Source organism: Streptomyces sp. NEAU-sy36 (genome assembly GCF_013423905.1).
In the GTDB taxonomy this organism is placed as follows: domain Bacteria; phylum Actinomycetota; class Actinomycetes; order Streptomycetales; family Streptomycetaceae; genus Streptomyces; species Streptomyces misionensis.
The window spans coordinates 222581-239818 of sequence record NZ_CP058977.1; the positions used below are offsets into that span (position 1 = coordinate 222581).

Here is a 17238-nt window from a genome sequence, read left to right on the forward strand (position 1 = left end):
CCGGCCCCGTCATACCCGTAGTACCTGAGAGCCACTCCGCGGGACGGCTCCCCGGCGGGACGCCGACGACACCCCTCGGTCCATAACTTCCTTCCCAGTCAAGCCCGATGGCCGGGCTGGCCGGAAGGAAGCCGACCATGGGGCACCCGACCCGCACCCGACGCCGCCGAGCGCGCCGCGCACTCGTCGCCGCCCTGCTCACCGCGGCCCTCACCGTCCCCCTCTCCGCCGCGGCCCGCCCCCGCGTGCCGGCCCCCGCCCCCGCGGCCCTCCCGCGCCTCACCCCGGCCACCCTCGCCGCCGCCTACGCCGCGAACCGCACCGACGCCGGCCGCGCGGCCCGGATGGCCGCCGCGCACGGCGACTCCCGGCGCGCCGCCGCCGACCGCGCCCTGGCCGCGGCGGACCGCCGGCTGCTGGCGTTCGACGGGCGGGGCGCGGGCCTCGCCACCGAGGTGTTCGGCGATCTCGCCCACGCCGGCCACATCGCGGTCCTGGTCCCCGGCTCGGACACCTCCCTGGACACCTACGCCCGCTTCCACCGGGCGGCCGCCGCCCTGCACGCCGCCACCGGTCCGCGCACCGCCGTGGTCGCCTGGCTCGGCTACACCACCCCCGGCACGGTCAGCACGACGGTCACCACCACCACCCGCGCCGACGAGGCCGCCCCGCAACTACGGTCTCTGGTACGGCAGTTGCGCTCCCTCGCGCCCGCCCGCGCGCACCTCTCCCTGATCTGTCACTCCTACGGCTCGGTCGTCTGCGGCCGGGCCGCGCGCGGGCTCGACGCGGACGACATCGTCCTGGTCGGCAGCCCCGGCACCGGCGCGGACGACGTGTCCGCCCTGGGCACCACCGCCCGCGTCTGGGCGGCGCGCGGCACCGGCGACTGGGTGGCCCATGTGCCGCACGTCCGCGCCGACCTGCTCCTCGCCACCGTCGGCTTCGGCACCGACCCCGTCTCCCGCGGCTTCGGCGCCCGGGTCTTCGACGCGGGCACGGCCGGCCACAGCGGCTACTTCACCCCGGGCTCGGCCTCCCTCGCCAACCTGGCCCGGATCACCCGCGGCGCGACCTCCGAGGTGACCCGTGGCTGAGCGCACCGGCAACTCCGGCATACGACAGGCGGTACGGCGCGGCGCCCGGCGCATCGACGCCGCCACCCCCGACTCCCGCGACCGTGCCGTGGACGCCCTGCGGGCCTGGGCGATCCTCGGGGTCGTCCTCGGCCACTGGCTGGTCACCGCGCTGGTCGCCCACGACGGCGGGCTGCACACCGCGAGCCCCCTGCACCGCATGCCCTGGCTGGCCCCGATCTCCTGGGCCTTCCAGACCCTCGCGCTGTTCTTCCTGGTGGGCGGGCACGTGGCCACCCGGAGCCTGGCCTCGGCGCGGGCCCGCGGGATGTCGTACGGGCAGTGGTTGCGCGCCCGGCTCGCCCGCCTCGCCCGCCCGGCCGTCGCCCTCCTGGGCCTGTGGACCGTGGTCACCGCGGTGCTGCTGCTCACCGGCGCCCCGCCGGACACCGTCCACACCCTGGTCGAACTGGCCCTGTCCCCGCTGTGGTTCCTGCTGGTGTTCGCCGCGCTGACCGCCGTGACACCGCTCGTCGCCCGTCTGCACCCCCTGTGGCCGCTCGCGGTGGTGCTGCACGTGGACGTGCTGCGTTTCGGGCTGCACCTCGGCCCCCACTGGCTCGGCTGGCTCAACCTGGCCGCGGGCTGGCTGGTCCCCTACACCCTCGGCGCCGCCTGGACCCGCGGGGAACTGGACACCCGCCGCGCGGGCTGGACCCTGCTGACCTGCGGCGCGGCGGCCACCGCGGCCCTCGTCGCGCTGGCGGGCTACCCGGCCGCCATGGTCGGCGTGCCCGGCGCGGCGGTCTCCAACCTGAACCCGCCGACCCTCGCCGCCGTCACCTTCGGCCTCGCCCAGTGCGGCCTCGCCCTGCTGCTGCGCGACCGGCTGCGCCGCGCGATGCGCCGCCCGCTGCTCTGGGCGGCGGTGGCCACCGCCAACCTCTCCGCGATGACCGTCTTCCTGTGGCACCAGACGGCCCTGATGGCCACCACGGCCGCCGCGCTCGCGGCCGGCCCGCTGCCGGGCCTGCACACCGCTCCCGACGGCCCGGCCTGGATCGCCGCACGGCTGCCGTGGCTGCCGGTGTTCGCACTGGTCCTGGCGGTGTGCTGGGGCGCGTTCCGGTCCTGCGAGCAGGGCGGGGGCCGCCGGTCGCGGGCGCGGCGCGGCCGGGTCGTCCGGGTCCGCCGGGGCGGCGCGGAACCGGAGGCCGCCCCCCGTGTCGGGCGAGGCGCGCGTGTCTAAGGTGGTGGGCGTGACGGAAACGGGGGGTCGTCGGGGGTTCGCGGTGCGCGCGGACGGGGTGCGGCGGGGGCTGCGGGTGCTGCGGGACGACCTGTGCACCCTGCGGCGCGATCCGCTGCCCGTCTCCGTCTGGCTGCGCTGGCTGCCGCACGGAATGGTGTGCCTGGCCGCGTTCGGGGTGGCCCTCGGCGGGGTGGGGCAGCTCGCGGACCACGGGGGGCTGAGCCCGGGCGCGGCCTTCACGATCGGTCTGACGCAGGGCGCCGCCCCGGTGCTCGCGCTGCGGCGGCCCCTCGCGGCCTGGTGGGTGTCCCTGACGGCGACCCTGGTGTGCGCCGCCGCGGTGCACGGAAGCCTCGGCGAGCCCCCCGGAGTGGTGTTCTCCTGGCCCTGGACCGCGGCCGGCATCATCGGACACCTGCTCGTCCTGCTGCTGCTCGCGCTGCGGGTGCGCGCCCGGGTGGCGATCGAGGCGCTGGTCCTGACGGCACTGCTCACCTGGGCCCTGGAGGGCGGCTGGGGCGGGACGGACTACCAGCCGACCGGGGTCGCCGCGGTGGTGCTGTCCGCGGTGGTCGTGGTGCTCGGCGTCGCCGTGCGCGGCCGGCAGGAGGCGCGCGCCGAACTCGTGGAGCAGACCAGCCTCACCGCCGAGGAACGGGCCCGCCGCACCCTCCTGGAGGAGCGCAGCCGGATCGCCCGGGAACTGCACGACGTGGTCGCCCACCACATGTCGGTCATCTCCATCCAGGCCCAGGTGGCACCGCACCTCGTGGAGCGGCCCCCGCCCGAGCTGATCGAGAACCTCGCGGGCATCCGGCAGAACGCGCTGGAGGCCCTGACCGAACTGCGCCGGGTCCTCGGGGTGCTGCGCTCCGAGCACCCGGAGGACCCCGAGGGCCCCTACGGGCTCGGCGCCCCCGGCACCGGTGCCGCCCCCGACGCCCCCCAGCCCACCCTGGCCCGGCTCGGCACCCTGCTCGACAACACCCGCGCCGCCGGGATGGAGGTGAGTGCCGAGGTACGGGGGAGGGTGCGGCCGTACGCGCCGGGCGTGGAGCTTTCGGCGTACCGGATCGTGCAGGAGGCGCTGAGCAACGCGCTGCGGCACGCGCCGGGGTCCACGGTGCGCGTCGAGGTCGCGCACCGCCCCGACGGACTGCACCTGGAGATCGTCAACTCCCGCCCACGGGAAGCGGTCGCGCCCTCGCCGGGCGCCGGGCACGGGCTGCTCGGCATGCGCGAGCGGGCCGCGATGCTCGGCGGCCGGGTCACCGCCGCCGCGACCCCGCAGGGCGGCTTCGCGGTCACGGCCTTCCTCCCCGGCGGCGGCACCCGGCCCGACGGCACTCCGCCCGACGGGCCGTCCCCGGCCCCCTTGTCCACGACAGGAGAACAGACCCCATGACAAGCGGCGCCGGCACCATCCGCGTACTCATCGCCGACGACCAGGAGATGGTGCGGCAGGGCTTCACCGTGCTGCTCGACGCGCAGCCCGGCATCGAGGTGGTCGGGCAGGCGGTGGACGGCCGCGACGCCATCGCCAAGTCCGCCGAACTCGGCCCGGACGTCGTACTGATGGACATCCGGATGCCCGAACTCGGCGGTATCCAGGCCACCGAGCACATAGCGATGGCCCAACCGGGCGTCAGGGTCCTGGTGCTGACCACCTTCGACCTGGACGAGTACGTGTACGACGCGCTGCGCGCGGGTGCCTCCGGGTTCCTCCTCAAGGACGCCTCCGCCGACAAACTGGCCGAGGCGGTACGGGTGGTGGCCGGCGGCGACGCCCTGCTCGCGCCCGGTGTCACCCGGCGCCTCATCGCCGAGTTCTCCCGGCTGGACGGCGGCCGCCGCTCCCCGCTGCGCCGGCGCGTCGGCGAGCTGACCGAGCGGGAGACCGAGGTGCTGGCGCTGATCGCGCAGGGGCTCAGCAACGTGGAGATCGCCGGGCGGCTGGTGGTGGCCGAGCAGACCGTGAAGACGCACGTGGGCCGCATCCTGGTGAAGCTGGGGCTGCGCGACCGCACCCAGGCCGCGATCTTCGCCTACGAGTCCGGACTGGTCCGCCCCGGCACCCGGTGAGCCCCCGTCCCGAAGGCCGCGTGTAGTACCTGAGACGGACCCCGCGGAACCCCTCTCCAAGCTGACGACCGGCCCCGGTCCGCCGCCTACCGTTTTCCCCGTGACCGAGACGACGCACACCCACCCGACCCCGCCGGCCGGGGCCGGCCGGCCGCGCAGCCCGGAGTTCCGGCTGGCGGCCGACGCCCTCGCCGGGCTGCGGCAGGACCTGTTCCACGGGGCCTTCGCCTACCGCCCGCTGCCCCGCCTCGGCCCCGGCAGCCGGCTGGTGCGCGGCCGCTCGGGCCGGATGCGGGAGTACGCCGCCTGGGCCCCGCACGGCCTGGTGGCCTTCCTCGGCCTGGTGGCCATGTGGCTGGGCATGCTGCGCAGCGACATCTCCGGAGCGCCGACCCTGCTGTGCGGGCTGCTGACCCTGGTGCCGGTCCTGCTGACCCTGGTGCGGCCGGCCGGAGCCTTCTGGCTGTCCCTCGCCGCGTCCCTGGTCAGCGGGGTGGTCAGCGAGGACTACTGGGGCGGGATATGGACGCCGGGCACCTTCTTCTCCCACCTGGTGGTGCTCACCGTCGTGGCCGTCCGCACCCGCCCGCGCACCGCGGCCTGGATGTGGGTGCTGACCGGGGTGTACGGCGCCTTCGCCGCCAGCCTCCTCGCCCGGGTGGACGGCCGCAGCCAGGTCGCCCAGATGCAGCTGCTGTCCGCGCTGGTCCTGCTGGTGGTCGCCGTACGGCAGACCCGCAGGCAGGCCGCGGAGGAGGTCACCGCGCAGCAGTCGGTGACCGAGCACGAGCGCTCGCGCCGCACGCTGCTGGAGGAGCGCACGACCATCGCGCGCGAGCTGCACGACGTGGTCGCCCACCACATGTCCGTGGTGGCCATCCAGGCGGAGGCCGCACCGTACCGGGTGGAGAACCCGCCGCCGGAGCTGGAGAAGGCGTTCGCCACCATCCGGGAGAACGCGGTGGCGGCCCTGACCGAGCTGCGCCGGGTCCTCGGGGTCGTCCGCGCCGAGGACTACGAGGCCCCTGACGCCCCGCAGCCCACCCTCGCCGACCTCGACGCGCTGCTCGCCAACGTCCGGGAGGCCGGTCTCGACGTGACGAAGGCGGTGACCGGCGCGGTGCGCGGACTGCCGCCGGGCGTGGAGCTGTCCGCCTACCGCATCGTGCAGGAGGCGCTGAGCAACACCCTGCGGCACGCGCCCGGGGCGAGCGCCCGGGTGGAGATCGGCTACGTCCTCGGCGGCCTGGGCCTGCGCGTCGTCAATGGCCCGCCGCCCGCGCCGAGCCTGGTGAAGCCGTCGCCGGGCGCGGGGCACGGGCTCACCGGAATGCGGGAGCGTGTCACCATGCTGGACGGCGAGATGACGACGGCCCGGACGGACGAGGGAGGCTACGAGGTGACGGTCTTCCTCCCGGTCCCGGCCCCGGAGACCGAGGGCGGCGCATGACGATCCGCGTACTGGTCGCGGACGACCAGATGATGGTCCGCGAGGGGTTCTCCGTCCTGCTGAACGCGATGCCGGACATCGAGGTCGTCGGCGAGGCCGTCAACGGCCGGGAGGCGGTGGACCGGGTGCGCCAACTCGCCCCGGACGTCGTCCTGATGGACATCCGCATGCCCGAACTGAACGGCATCGAGGCGACCCGCGAGATCGTGGCGGCGGACGCCGCGGCCAAGGTGCTGGTGCTCACCACCTTCGACCTGGACGAGTACGTCTACCAGGCGCTGCGCGCGGGTGCCTCCGGGTTTCTCCTCAAGGACGCCTCGGCCCGTCAACTCGCCGACGGCGTAAGGGTGGTGGCGGCCGGTGAGGCGCTCCTCGCGCCCTCGGTCACCAAGCGCCTGATCTCCGAGTTCTCCCGCCTCCCGGAGGCCAGGCACCCGCTGGCCGTCGCCCACACGGCCTACGGCGACCTCACCGAGCGCGAGACCGAGGTCCTGGTCCTCATCGCCCAGGGCCTGTCCAACGCGGAGATCGCCGAACGCCTGGTGGTCGCCGAGTCCACCACCAAGACCCATGTCAGCCGCATCCTCGTCAAACTCGGCCTGCGCGACCGCACCCAGGCCGCGGTCTTCGCGTACGAGGCCCGCCTGGTGACACCCGGCTGACGCGCGCCCCTGGTCAGAACGCGCCCCGCGGGTTAGCGTCCCCGCATGTCAGGGCCACACGACCTCGCTTTCGACCCCTGGGACCCCGCGTTCCTCGCCGACCCCTACCCGGCCTACGCCGAACTGCGTGCGCGCGGCCGGGTGGTCCGGTACGAACCGAGCGACCAGTGGCTGGTGCCGCACCACGCGGACGTCTCGGCGCTGCTGCGGGACCGGCGGCTGGGGCGGACGTACCGGCACCGGTTCTCGCACGAGGAGTTCGGCAGGCAGGCGCCCCCGCCGGAGCACGAGCCGTTCCACACCCTCAACGACCACGGGATGCTCGATCTGGAGCCGCCGGACCACACCCGCATCCGGCGCCTGGTGTCGAAGGCGTTCACCCCGCGCACGGTGGAGCGGCTGAAGCCGTACGTGGAGGACCTGGCGAACGAGCTGGTGGCGGGGCTCGTCCGGGACGGCGGCGGGGACCTGCTGGCGGACGTGGCGGAGCCGCTGCCGGTGGCGGTGATCGCCGAGATGCTGGGCATCCCCGAGGCGGACCGGGGGCAGCTGCGGCCCTGGTCGGCGGCGATCTGCGGGATGTACGAGCTGAACCCGTCGGAGCAGACCGCGGCGGAGGCGGTCCGCGCCTCGCTGGAGTTCTCCGAGTACCTGCGGGAACTGATCGCGCAGCGCCGCGAGCACCCCGGCGAGGATCTGGTCTCCGGGCTGATCGCCGCGCACGACGAGGGCGACCGGCTGACCGAGCAGGAGATGATCTCCACCGCCGTACTTCTGCTCAACGCCGGTCACGAGGCCACCGTCAACGCCACGGTCAACGGCTGGTGGGCGCTGTTCCGCAACCCCGGCCAGCTCGCCGCCCTGCGCGCCGACCACTCCCTGGTGCCGACCGCGGTCGAGGAGCTGATGCGCTACGACACCCCGCTCCAGCTCTTCGAGCGCTGGGTCCTGGACGACATCGAGATCGACGGCACCACGATCCCGCGCGGCGCCGAGATCGCCATGCTCTTCGGTTCCGCCAACCACGACCCGGCCGTCTTCGCCGACCCCGGCCGCCTCGACCTCACCCGCCGGGACAACCCCCACATCTCCTTCAGCGCCGGCCTCCACTACTGCATCGGCGCCCCCCTGGCCCGCATCGAGCTGGCCGCCTCCATGACCGCCCTGCTCCGCCAGGCACCCACCCTCGCCCTGGCGGCGGAACCGGTCCGCAAACCGAACTTCGTGATCCGGGGCCTTCAGGGGCTGCGCGTGGAGGTGCGCTGATCACCCGTCCGGCTGAGCGGCGGCCGTTTTGGCATATGCCTCCCGGCGGCTCAGCGCCCCCGCGCGCCGACCGGCAGCACCAGCGTCCACGCCCCCTCGACCGCCCGCCAGGCCCGCCCCCGCACCGGGCCCCGCACCACCGCGTCCGCCCGGTAGTGGAAGTCGGGCCCGCTGACCCTGACCGCGCGCCCGGACGCCCGCAGGTGACCCCCGGCCGGCCGCCGGACCTCCACCTCGGCCAGACCGCCGGCCGGCCTGAGCGAGACCGACTCCACCGGCTGGTCCAGTTCCACCACCGTCTCCCCGTCCACCTCCACCCGCAGCCGGGCCGGTCCGGGCGCGGGTATCGCGGCCAGGCGGGGCGGGCGCGGGCTCAGGGTGCGGACCAGGGAGCGGTACCAGGGGCGTCCGGCCGCCGCCACCGGCTCCGGCACCGCCGCCCGCACCGGTGCCGGGGGCACGGTCAGCCCGGTCAGCACCAGCCCGTCCGCGTCGTCGGCCAGCAGGTCGAGGCGGCGCTCCTCGCCGTCCAGGACCGCCCGCGCCGCCGCCACGGCCCCCGTCGGCACGCCCAGGGACTCCGCCAGCGCCAGCCGTTCCCCCACCGGGACCATCGACAGCGCGCATCCGGCCAGTTCCCGTTCCCGGTGCAGCAGGGTCACCGCGCGCACCAGGGCGCGGTCGTCGCCCACCACCACGGGGCGCCTGGCACCCCGACGGCCCAGTGCCCGGGCGAATTCCGCCGGGCCCTCCGGGAGACAGACCTTGGCCGCCGCACCCGCGCTGAGCACGTCTTTCGCGATCCGTACGGACTCCCCGTCCGCTTGTCGGGCCGCCGGATCGATGATCACCAGCAGCTGTTCGGACGTCGCGAAAGTCGCCACCTCGGTCCTGCCTCGCTTCCTCGGGTAGCATCTTTGTGCAAGAGCCCCTTGCGCTATTGCGCCAGGGGCTTCGTCTATTCCGGGGCATCCGGTCCGACGGTTGTGCGGCCAACGACGGTCGCGGTGGCACGCGGCGGTGAACCTTACGCCCACGCCCCTGACCTTGGACATGCCCCGCCCGGAAGGGGTGTACGCGCGTGCCCGCACTTGTGCTGCTCGGTGCTCAGTGGGGTGACGAGGGCAAGGGGAAGGCCACCGACCTGCTCGGTGGATCAGTGGACTATGTGGTGCGATACCAGGGCGGCAACAACGCCGGCCACACGGTCGTCGTCGGCGACCAGAAGTACGCACTCCACCTCCTCCCTTCCGGCATCCTCTCTCCCGGATGTACGCCGGTCATCGGCAACGGTGTCGTCGTCGACCCGTCGGTCCTGCTCTCCGAGCTGAGCGGTCTGAACGAGCGCGGCGTCGACACCTCCAAGCTCCTCATCAGCGGCAACGCCCACGTCATCACGCCGTACAACGTGACGGTCGACAAGGTGACGGAACGCTTCCTCGGCAAGCGGAAGATCGGCACCACCGGGCGCGGCATCGGCCCGACCTACGCCGACAAGATCAACCGCGTGGGCATCCGGGTCCAGGACCTGTACGACGAGTCGATCCTCCAGCAGAAGGTGGAGGCGGCCCTCGACGTCAAGAACCAGATCCTCACCAAGCTCTACAACCGCCGCGCCATCGCCGCCGACCAGGTGGTCGAGGAGCTGCTGGGCTACGCCGAGCAGATCAAGCCGTACGTCGCCGACACGGTCCTGATCCTCAACCAGGCCCTGGAGGACGACAAGGTCGTGCTGTTCGAGGGCGGCCAGGGCACCCTGCTCGACATCGACCACGGCACGTACCCCTTCGTCACCTCCTCCAACCCGACCGCCGGCGGCGCCTGCACCGGCGCCGGCGTGGGCCCGACGAAGATCAGCCGGGTCATCGGCATCCTCAAGGCGTACACCACCCGCGTCGGCGCCGGCCCGTTCCCGACCGAGCTGTTCGACGAGGACGGCGAGGCGCTGCGCCGGATCGGCGGCGAGCGCGGTGTGACCACCGGCCGTGACCGCCGCTGCGGCTGGTTCGACGCGGTGATCGCGCGGTACGCGACCCGGGTGAACGGCCTGACCGACTTCTTCCTCACCAAGCTGGACGTGCTCACCGGCTGGGAGCAGATCCCGGTCTGCGTCGCGTACGAGATCGACGGCAAGCGGGTCGAGGAACTGCCGTACTCCCAGACCGACTTCCACCACGCGAAGCCCGTCTACGAGAACCTGCCGGGCTGGAGCGAGGACATCACGAAGGCCAAGTCCTTCTCCGACCTCCCGAAGAACGCCCAGAACTACGTCAAGGCGCTGGAGGAGATGTCCGGCGCCCCGATCTCCGCGATCGGCGTGGGTCCGGGCCGGGACGAGACGATCGAGGTCAACTCCTTCCTGTAAGCCGGAGGAAGGCTCCGGTTCACCGTGCGGCAGCGCCCGCCGGTCCGCCTCCACGCGGACCCGGCGGGCGCTGCCGTGTTCCGGCCCGGATGACCCATCCTTGACCTGGACATGGTCATTTACTGGTTTGCGGCGATGAGGGGCGCGAGCACGATCTACGCGGGTAGCCTCCGCCTTTGGAACGCCCCTCCGCCCGCACCAACTCCAGTCTCAGGAGCCTTGAATGACCCACAGTCGCATGAACCGCCGGGAGTTCGTGAAGAAGTCGGCCGTGACCGGCGCCGCCGTCGCGGCGGCGGGCGCGGTCTCCGGCGGTACCGCCGAGGCGGCCGACCGCGGTCACCACCCCGAAAAGGCTCCGCGCACCTGGTCGTTCTCCATCCTGGGCACCACCGACCTGCACGGCCACGTCTTCGACTGGGACTACTACGCCGACGCCCCCTACACCGACAAGGCCGGCAACTCGGTGGGCGTGGCCCGTGTCGCCACCCTCATCAAGCAGCAGCGCGAGGCCAAGGGCGAGCACCGGGTGCTGCTCGTCGACGCCGGCGACATCATCCAGGGCACCTCCCTGGCCTACTACTTCGCCCGCGTCGACCCGATCACCGGAACCGACGGCAAGCGCGGCCCCAGGCACCCGATGGCCACCGCCATGAACCACATGCGCTACGACGCCGCCGCGCTCGGCAACCACGAGTTCAACTACGGCATCGACACCCTGCGCAAGTTCGAGTCCCAGTGCGACTTCCCGCTGCTCGGCGCCAACGCCCTGCACGCCACGTCGCTGCGCCCGGCCTTCGAGCCGTACACCGTCAAGCGCATCGAGGTCCCCGGCGCCCCCGACATCAAGGTCGGCATCCTCGGCCTGACCAACCCCGGCATCGCGATCTGGGACAAGGACAACGTCGGCGGCAAGCTGGTCTTCCCGGGCCTCGTCGAGCAGGCGAAGAAGTACGTGCCCCGGCTGCGCGCCCTCGGCTGTGACGTCGTCTTCCTGACCGACCACTCCGGCCTGGACGGCTCCTCCTCCTGGGGCGACGAGCTGCCCTACGTCGAGAACGCCTCCAACCTGGTCGCCGAGCAGGTCCCGGGCATCGACGCGATCCTCGTGGGCCACACCCACGTCGAGGTGCCGTCGTACACCGTCAAGAACGAGCAGACCGGCGAGGACGTGCTGCTGTCCGAGCCGTACTGCTGGGGCTACCGCCTCAGCGTCTTCGACTTCGAGCTCGAACTCCGCCACGGCCAGTGGAAGGTGACGGGCAAGAAGGCGCAGACCCTCAACCCCAACGGCGTGGCCGAGGACCCGGAGATCAAGAAGCTCCTGGAGGCCGACCACGAGCTGGTCGTGAAGTACGTCAACACGCCCGTCGGCACCTGCACGGCGGACCTCTCGGCGGCGGACTCCTGCTGGAAGGACGTCCCGATCATGGACTTCATCCACAAGGTCCAGATGGAGACGGTCAAGACGGGCCTGTCGGCCGCCGACGCCGCCCTCCCGCTGATCTCGGTGGCCGCGCCGTTCAGCCGCACCGCCGAGATCCCGCAGGGCAACGTCACCATCAAGGACATCGCCGGGCTCTACATCTACGACAACACCCTGTACGGAAAGAAGCTCACGGGCGCCCAGCTGAAGGACTACCTGGAGTACGCGGCGAAGTACTACCACCAGGTGCCGGCGGGCACGAAGGTCGACACCGCCACGCTGACGAACGCCAACAGCTTCTGGGACTACATGTACGACACGGCGGCCGGCGTCGACTACGAGATCGACATCGCCCAGCCGGAGGGCTCCCGCATCAAGAACCTCTCCTACGACGGCGCCCCCGTCGCCGCCGACCAGGTCTTCGTCGTGGCCGTCAACAACTACCGGGCCAACGGCGGTTCCGGCTACCCGCACATCGCCTCGGCGGAGATCGCCTACAGCTCCACCAACGAGATCCGGCAGCTGATGATCGACTACGTCACCGCCACCAAGTCCCTCGACCCGGCCGACTTCGCGGTCACCAACTGGAAGCTGACCCAGGACGGCACGCCGGTCTTCTGACGTGCGCCGGCCTTCGCGCGTCCACTCCCGGCCCGGCCCGGCCGCGGGGTGGGCGCCGGGCCGGTCCGGCGGCGGTGGGGCTCAGCTGAAGACGATCATCGAGCCCTGGGCCAGCGACCGGGTCGTGGCCGCGTGCAGGCCCAGCCAGACGTGGCGCTCGCGGGCGAAGGGGCTGGGGTCGTAGGGCGTCGGGGCGGCCGGCTCCTCCAGCTCCGTGGGAGCCGTCGGCGGAGCCGGGGGCGCCGGCGGGTTGGCCGGGTCGATGCCGATGCCCGGGGCGATGTACTGGAGCTCGCGCAGCAGCGCCTGGGAGGAGCCCAATGGCCCGCCACCCGCGAGGAGTTCGTCGTTGGACAGGGGGTGCGGGAAGTCCACCGGGACGTACGCGCCCGCGTGGTCGTAGTGCCACACCAGATGTGACTGCTGGGCCGTGGACTCGAACATCTCCAGCAACTGCTCGTAGTCGCCGCCCAGTTCGTCCACCGGGGTGACCGGCAGACCGCAGGCCTGGAGCAGATAGGCGCGGCGCAGGAAGTGCAGGGCGTCGTAGTCGAAGCCGGCGACCGGGGCGACCTCGCCGGACAGCCCCGGCATGTACTGGTACACCGGCACCGGCGGCAGCCCGGCCGCGGCCAACGCGTCGTTGTAGTGCGCGAGTTCCTCGGCGAACGGGTTGTCCGGGGTGTGGCACAACACGTCCACGAGCGGTACCAGCCACAGGTCACAGGCCAAAGAGAGCTCCTCGCATCGGCGGCCGCGCGGACACGCACGGCGGCAGGTGGTCTGGGAAGCGTAATCGGTGCGCCACGCCTCCCATACCCCCACGTCCCTCAGCTGTCGGACAGATCCTCCAGCAACGCCAGCGAGTGCGCGTTCGCCGCCGCCACCGTCGTCCGCGCCGTCTCCGTGTCCCGCCGGGCCAGCGCCTCGACCAGCTCCGTGTGCCCGGCCCACAGCCGGCCGCGCAGCGTGGGCAGACGGCGCAGGTGCTGGACCGCGCAGACCCAGGCCTGGACCCGCAGCCGGTGCAGGAAGTCGCCGAGGTAGGGGTTGCCGAACAAGGCGCCCAGCTCGCGCCAGAAGCGCAGGTCGTAGCCGATCAGCACGGTGAGGTCGCCCGCGGTGGCGGCACGCTGGGCCTCCTCGCCGCGGCGGCGCACCGTGGCCAGGGTCGCGGCGGTGCGCGCGTCCTCGGCCGGGGCGGCGAAGGCGGGGTGACCGGCCGCGAGGGCCTGGAACATGCCGTCCGTGACCAGGTTGCGGGCCTCGATCATGTACCGGTAGTCCGCGAGGGAGTACTCGGGCACGCGGAAGCCGCGGTGCTGGTCGGCCTCCAGGATGCCCTGCGCGGACAGGTCCACCAGCGCCTCGCGGACGGGGGTGGCGGAGACGCCGTACTGCTCGGCGATCTCCTTCACGGTGAACGCCCGGCCCGGTCGCAGCCGCCCCGCCAGCACCTCGTCACGGAGCGCGTCCGCGATCTGCTGCCGCAGGGTGCTGCGGGTGACGGCGGTGCCATTGCCGGGCATGGCCGGTCTCTCCTCACGCGTACGGGTGACGTGCTCGCACGTTTGACCAATTCTTACGGGTCTTACGAGCACGTCACCTTACGCGTTCGGCCGGGGCCCACGGCAGCTTTGGACCGTCACACCGTGTACTCGTCGGCGACGGCCAGCGCGGCGTCGAGGGCGGCCAGGCCCTCCTTCAGCTCGGCCTCGCCGATGTTGCACGGCGGCACCACATGGGTGCGGTTCATGTTCACGAAAGGCCACAGACCGTGCTTCTTGGCGGCGGCGGCGAACGCGGCCATCGGCGCGTTCGCCTCGCCGGCCGCGTTGTACGGCACCAGCGGTTCGCGGGTCTCCCGGTCCTTGACCAGCTCCAGCGCCCAGAACATGCCGGTGCCGCGGACCTCGCCCACGCTCGGATGGCGGGCCGCCAGGTCGGCGAGGCCGGGGGCCAGCACCGTCTCGCCGAGCCGCTTGGCGTTCTCCACCACGCCCTCCTCGGCCATCACGTTGATCGTGGCGACGGCGGCGGCGCAGGCCAGCGGGTGCCCGGAGTAGGTCAGGCCGCCCGGGTAGGGACGCTTGCCGAAGGTCTCGGCGATCTCCTGGGAGATGGCGACGCCGCCGAGCGGGACGTAGCCGGAGTTCACGCCCTTGGCGAAGGTCATCAGGTCCGGGGTGACGTCGAACAGATCGGCCGCGAACCACTCGCCGGTACGGCCGAATCCGGCCATGACCTCGTCCAGGATGAAGACGATGCCGTACTTGTCGCACAGCTCGCGCACCCCGGCGAGGTAACCGGGCGGCGGCACCATGATCCCGGCCGTGCCCGGGATGGTCTCCAGGATGATCGCGGCGATCGTGCCGGGGCCCTCGAAGGCGATCGTCGTCTCCAGGTGCTCCAGCGCCCGTGCGGCCTCCTGCTCCTGCGTCTCGGCGTAGAAGCGCGAGCGGTACAGGAAGGGCGCCCAGAAGCGCACGACACCGCTGGTGCCGCTGTCGGAGGGCCAGCGGCGCGGGTCGCCGGTGATGTTCACGGCCTGCTGGGTGCCGCCGTGGTACGAGCGGTAGGCCGAGAGCACCTTGGGGCGGCCGGTGTGCAGCCGGGCCATGCGCACCGCGTGCTCCACGGCGTCGGCGCCGGCGTTGGTGAAGAAGATCTTGTCCAGGTCGCCGGGGGTGCGCTCGGCGATCAGCCGGGCCGCCTCCGAACGCGCCTCGATGGCGAACGCGGGCGCGAACGTCGTCATCTTCGCGGCCTGCTCCTGGATGGCCGCGACGACCTTGGGGTGCTGGTAGCCGATGTTGGTGTAGACGAGCCCGCTGGTGAAGTCCAGGTACCGCGTGCCGTCGTAGTCCCAGAAGTACGACCCCTCGGCGCCGGCGACGGCGAGCGGGTCGATGAGGTCCTGCGCGGACCAGGAGTGGAAGACGTGCGCGCGGTCCGCGGCCTTCACTGCGGCGCCGGCTCCGGAATTGGGCTGAGGGGTCATGCGGGCGAGCGTAAATGTCCGCGATGCGGAAGCGGTATCGGCGTCCTGTTCCGTGGGCGGGCGCAATCCACGACAGGTTGTCGACATCGGGCGCCGTGTCCTGTTACGGAACCGTGGAGAGCGAGGCTCCGACGCGCCCGGGGACGCGATTATTCTCGGGCCCGTTGCACAGCCGACGGGGTGGGAAGGGCGGGCGGTCATGGAGGAACTCGGGCCTGGGGATCCGCTGGAGATCGGGGGGTACCGGCTGCTGGCCAGGCTCGGTTCGGGAGGCATGGGTCAGGTCTACCTCGCCCGGTCGGAGCGGGGCCGCACGGTCGCCGTGAAACTGGTCCGCGAGGAGCTGGCCGCGCGCGAGGAGTTCCGGGCCCGCTTCCGGCGGGAGGTGGCGGCCGCGCGGCGGGTCGGCGGGTACTGGACGGCGCCGGTCCTGGACGCGGACACCGAGGCGGCGGTGCCGTGGGTGGCCACCGGGTACGTGGCCGGGCCCAGCCTGCGGCACGTCGTCGGGCACGAGCACGGCGCGCTGCCCGAGCGGTCGGTGCGGATCCTCGCGGCCGGGCTGGCCCACGCGCTCAAGGACATCCACGCGGCCGGGATCGTGCACCGGGACCTGAAGCCGTCGAACGTGCTGGTCACCATCGACGGGCCGCGCGTGATCGACTTCGGCATCGCCCGCGCGCTGGAGACGACCGGCGCGGGCGGCGAGCACCTCACCGTCACCGGCTCGCTGGTCGGCTCACCCGGGTTCATGGCACCCGAGCAGGTACGCGGGGACCGGGTCACCCCGGCCTGCGACGTGTTCTCGCTGGGCTCGGTGCTGGCCTACGCGGCGACCGGGCGGATGCCGTTCGGGAACGCCGGCGGCGGCATCCACGCGCTGATGTTCCGCATCGCCCGGGAGGAGCCCGACCTCGCGGGCGTGCCGGAGGGGATCGCCGACCTGGTCCGCGGCTGTCTGCGCAAGGACCCGGCGGCCCGGCCCTCCCTGGACGACCTGCTGGACCGCACCGGCGCGCAGGACACGGTGCACGGCGGCCGCTCCCGCGACCCCTGGCTGCCCGGGTCCCTGGTGGCCCAGCTGGGGCGGCACGCGGTGGAGCTGCTGGAGGTCGAGGAGCCGGCGGGGGCCAGGACGGGGACCGGCGCCGCCGGGCCGGAGTCCGCGCCCGGTGGCGCGGGCGGGCCGGACGCGTCGCCGGAGCACGCCGCCGTCCTGGACGGGGGAGAGCCGGCCACGGAGGGCGGGGGCGCCGAGCGGCTGGCGACCGTGGTGCCGGGCCGGCCGGCCCCGCCGGGGTGGCCGGCCGCCCCCGGGACGTACGGCCACCCCCAGCAGCACCCCCAGCAGGGCGCGCGGCCCCCGTACTTCGCGCCGGACGCCCCCGAGCCCGTCGGCCGGACCGGGTATCAGGGCCCGCCGTACCAGCCGTACCAGCCGTACGGGACCGAGCCCGGGGAGCCCGAGCGGCGCAGCGGGCGGTCGACCGCGCTGCTCGTCGTGATCGCGCTGGTCGTCGCGCTCGGGGCCGGCGGTTCGGTGTACGCGCTGCTGAACAGCGGCACCGACGGCAAGGACGGCGGTACGGCCGCGCCCGCCCCCGTGTCCGGCTCCGTGTCGCCCACCGGCTCGGGCGAGCGCGGCCCGGGTCCCGGCTCGGCCTCCCCCTCCGCGGGCGGCGCGGTCCCGGACGCCTACCTCGGCACCTGGCGCGCGACCATCGACAACGCCGCCGGCACCAGCACCCGCCGGCTCACCATCCGCCAGGGCGGGGTGGGCGACAGCGTGCTGACCCTGGTCGCGGACGGGCCGGACTACCACTGCGTCTTCGCCGCCCCGCTGAGCCAGGCGCCGCTCGGCCGGGGGCCGCTGGAGATCGGGCCGTCCACCGTGACCAGTGGTGAACCCGCCTCCTCCTGCACCCCGGGCGACGCGACCGAGGTCAGCCTGCTGCCCGACGGGCGGCTGCGGCGGGTGCAGCAGGGCGGCGGCGAAAGCCTGACGTACGCGAGGCAGTGAAGGCGCCCAACCGCCTT

The 17238-nt window shown here is 73.4% G+C and carries 14 protein-coding genes; 10 read left to right on the forward strand and 4 right to left on the reverse strand.

What is annotated here, in order from left to right; translation table 11 throughout:
• The first annotated feature begins 137 nt into the window (after window positions 1-137).
• From HZZ00_RS01020 to HZZ00_RS01050, 7 genes are all read left to right on the forward strand, one after another.
• The gene (locus HZZ00_RS01020; protein ID WP_180330441.1) at window positions 138-1097 is read left to right on the forward strand and encodes an alpha/beta hydrolase; all 960 of its coding nucleotides are present in this window, start codon (window positions 138-140) and stop codon (window positions 1095-1097) included.
• Entirely contained in the window at window positions 1090-2325 is a 1236-nt protein-coding gene (locus HZZ00_RS01025) for an acyltransferase (RefSeq protein WP_257585590.1), read from the forward strand. The genes HZZ00_RS01020 and HZZ00_RS01025 overlap by 8 nt, the downstream gene beginning before the upstream one ends.
• A gap of 10 nt (window positions 2326-2335) precedes the next feature.
• Complete coding sequence (locus HZZ00_RS01030) at window positions 2336-3733, forward strand: sensor histidine kinase (protein ID WP_257585592.1); 1398 nt, start codon at window positions 2336-2338, stop codon at window positions 3731-3733.
• On the forward strand, window positions 3730-4410 hold the full coding sequence (locus HZZ00_RS01035) for a response regulator transcription factor (RefSeq protein ID WP_180330443.1): 681 nt from the start codon (window positions 3730-3732) through the stop codon (window positions 4408-4410). The genes HZZ00_RS01030 and HZZ00_RS01035 overlap by 4 nt, the downstream gene beginning before the upstream one ends.
• A gap of 100 nt (window positions 4411-4510) precedes the next feature.
• Window positions 4511-5860 (forward strand): sensor histidine kinase, encoded by a 1350-nt coding sequence (locus HZZ00_RS01040; protein WP_180330444.1) that lies wholly within the window; start codon window positions 4511-4513, stop codon window positions 5858-5860.
• On the forward strand, window positions 5857-6522 hold the full coding sequence (locus tag HZZ00_RS01045) for a response regulator transcription factor (protein WP_180330445.1): 666 nt from the start codon (window positions 5857-5859) through the stop codon (window positions 6520-6522). Before HZZ00_RS01040 ends, HZZ00_RS01045 begins: the two co-directional genes overlap by 4 nt.
• 45 nt (window positions 6523-6567) lie before the next feature.
• Window positions 6568-7788, forward strand: a complete 1221-nt coding sequence (locus tag HZZ00_RS01050) for a cytochrome P450 (protein ID WP_180330446.1) — start codon at window positions 6568-6570, stop codon at window positions 7786-7788.
• Between the two features lie 50 nt (window positions 7789-7838).
• Here the strand turns inward: HZZ00_RS01050 and HZZ00_RS01055 are convergent, their stop codons facing one another.
• Window positions 7839-8672 (reverse strand): diacylglycerol kinase, encoded by an 834-nt coding sequence (locus HZZ00_RS01055; protein WP_180330447.1) that lies wholly within the window; start codon window positions 8670-8672, stop codon window positions 7839-7841.
• A 197-nt stretch (window positions 8673-8869) separates the two neighbouring features.
• On the opposite strand from HZZ00_RS01055, the gene HZZ00_RS01060 reads away from it, so the two are divergent.
• A complete protein-coding gene (locus HZZ00_RS01060; RefSeq protein ID WP_070024163.1) occupies window positions 8870-10153 on the forward strand; it encodes an adenylosuccinate synthase in 1284 nt (427 codons plus the stop codon).
• A 223-nt stretch (window positions 10154-10376) separates the two neighbouring features.
• Window positions 10377-12200 (forward strand): bifunctional UDP-sugar hydrolase/5'-nucleotidase, encoded by a 1824-nt coding sequence (locus tag HZZ00_RS01065; RefSeq protein ID WP_180330448.1) that lies wholly within the window; start codon window positions 10377-10379, stop codon window positions 12198-12200.
• Between the two features lie 81 nt (window positions 12201-12281).
• Here the strand turns inward: HZZ00_RS01065 and HZZ00_RS01070 are convergent, their stop codons facing one another.
• From HZZ00_RS01070 to HZZ00_RS01080, 3 genes are all read right to left on the reverse strand, one after another.
• A complete protein-coding gene (locus HZZ00_RS01070; RefSeq protein ID WP_070024159.1) occupies window positions 12282-12932 on the reverse strand; it encodes a hypothetical protein in 651 nt (216 codons plus the stop codon).
• 98 nt (window positions 12933-13030) lie between these two features.
• A complete protein-coding gene (locus HZZ00_RS01075; RefSeq protein WP_074992660.1) occupies window positions 13031-13729 on the reverse strand; it encodes a GntR family transcriptional regulator in 699 nt (232 codons plus the stop codon).
• Between the two features lie 116 nt (window positions 13730-13845).
• Complete coding sequence (locus HZZ00_RS01080) at window positions 13846-15201, reverse strand: aspartate aminotransferase family protein (RefSeq protein ID WP_180330449.1); 1356 nt, start codon at window positions 15199-15201, stop codon at window positions 13846-13848.
• 199 nt (window positions 15202-15400) lie between these two features.
• Between HZZ00_RS01080 and HZZ00_RS01085 the strand changes: the two genes are divergently transcribed.
• Entirely contained in the window at window positions 15401-17221 is a 1821-nt protein-coding gene (locus HZZ00_RS01085; protein WP_180330450.1) for a serine/threonine-protein kinase, read from the forward strand.
• Window positions 17222-17238: the final 17 nt, after the last annotated feature.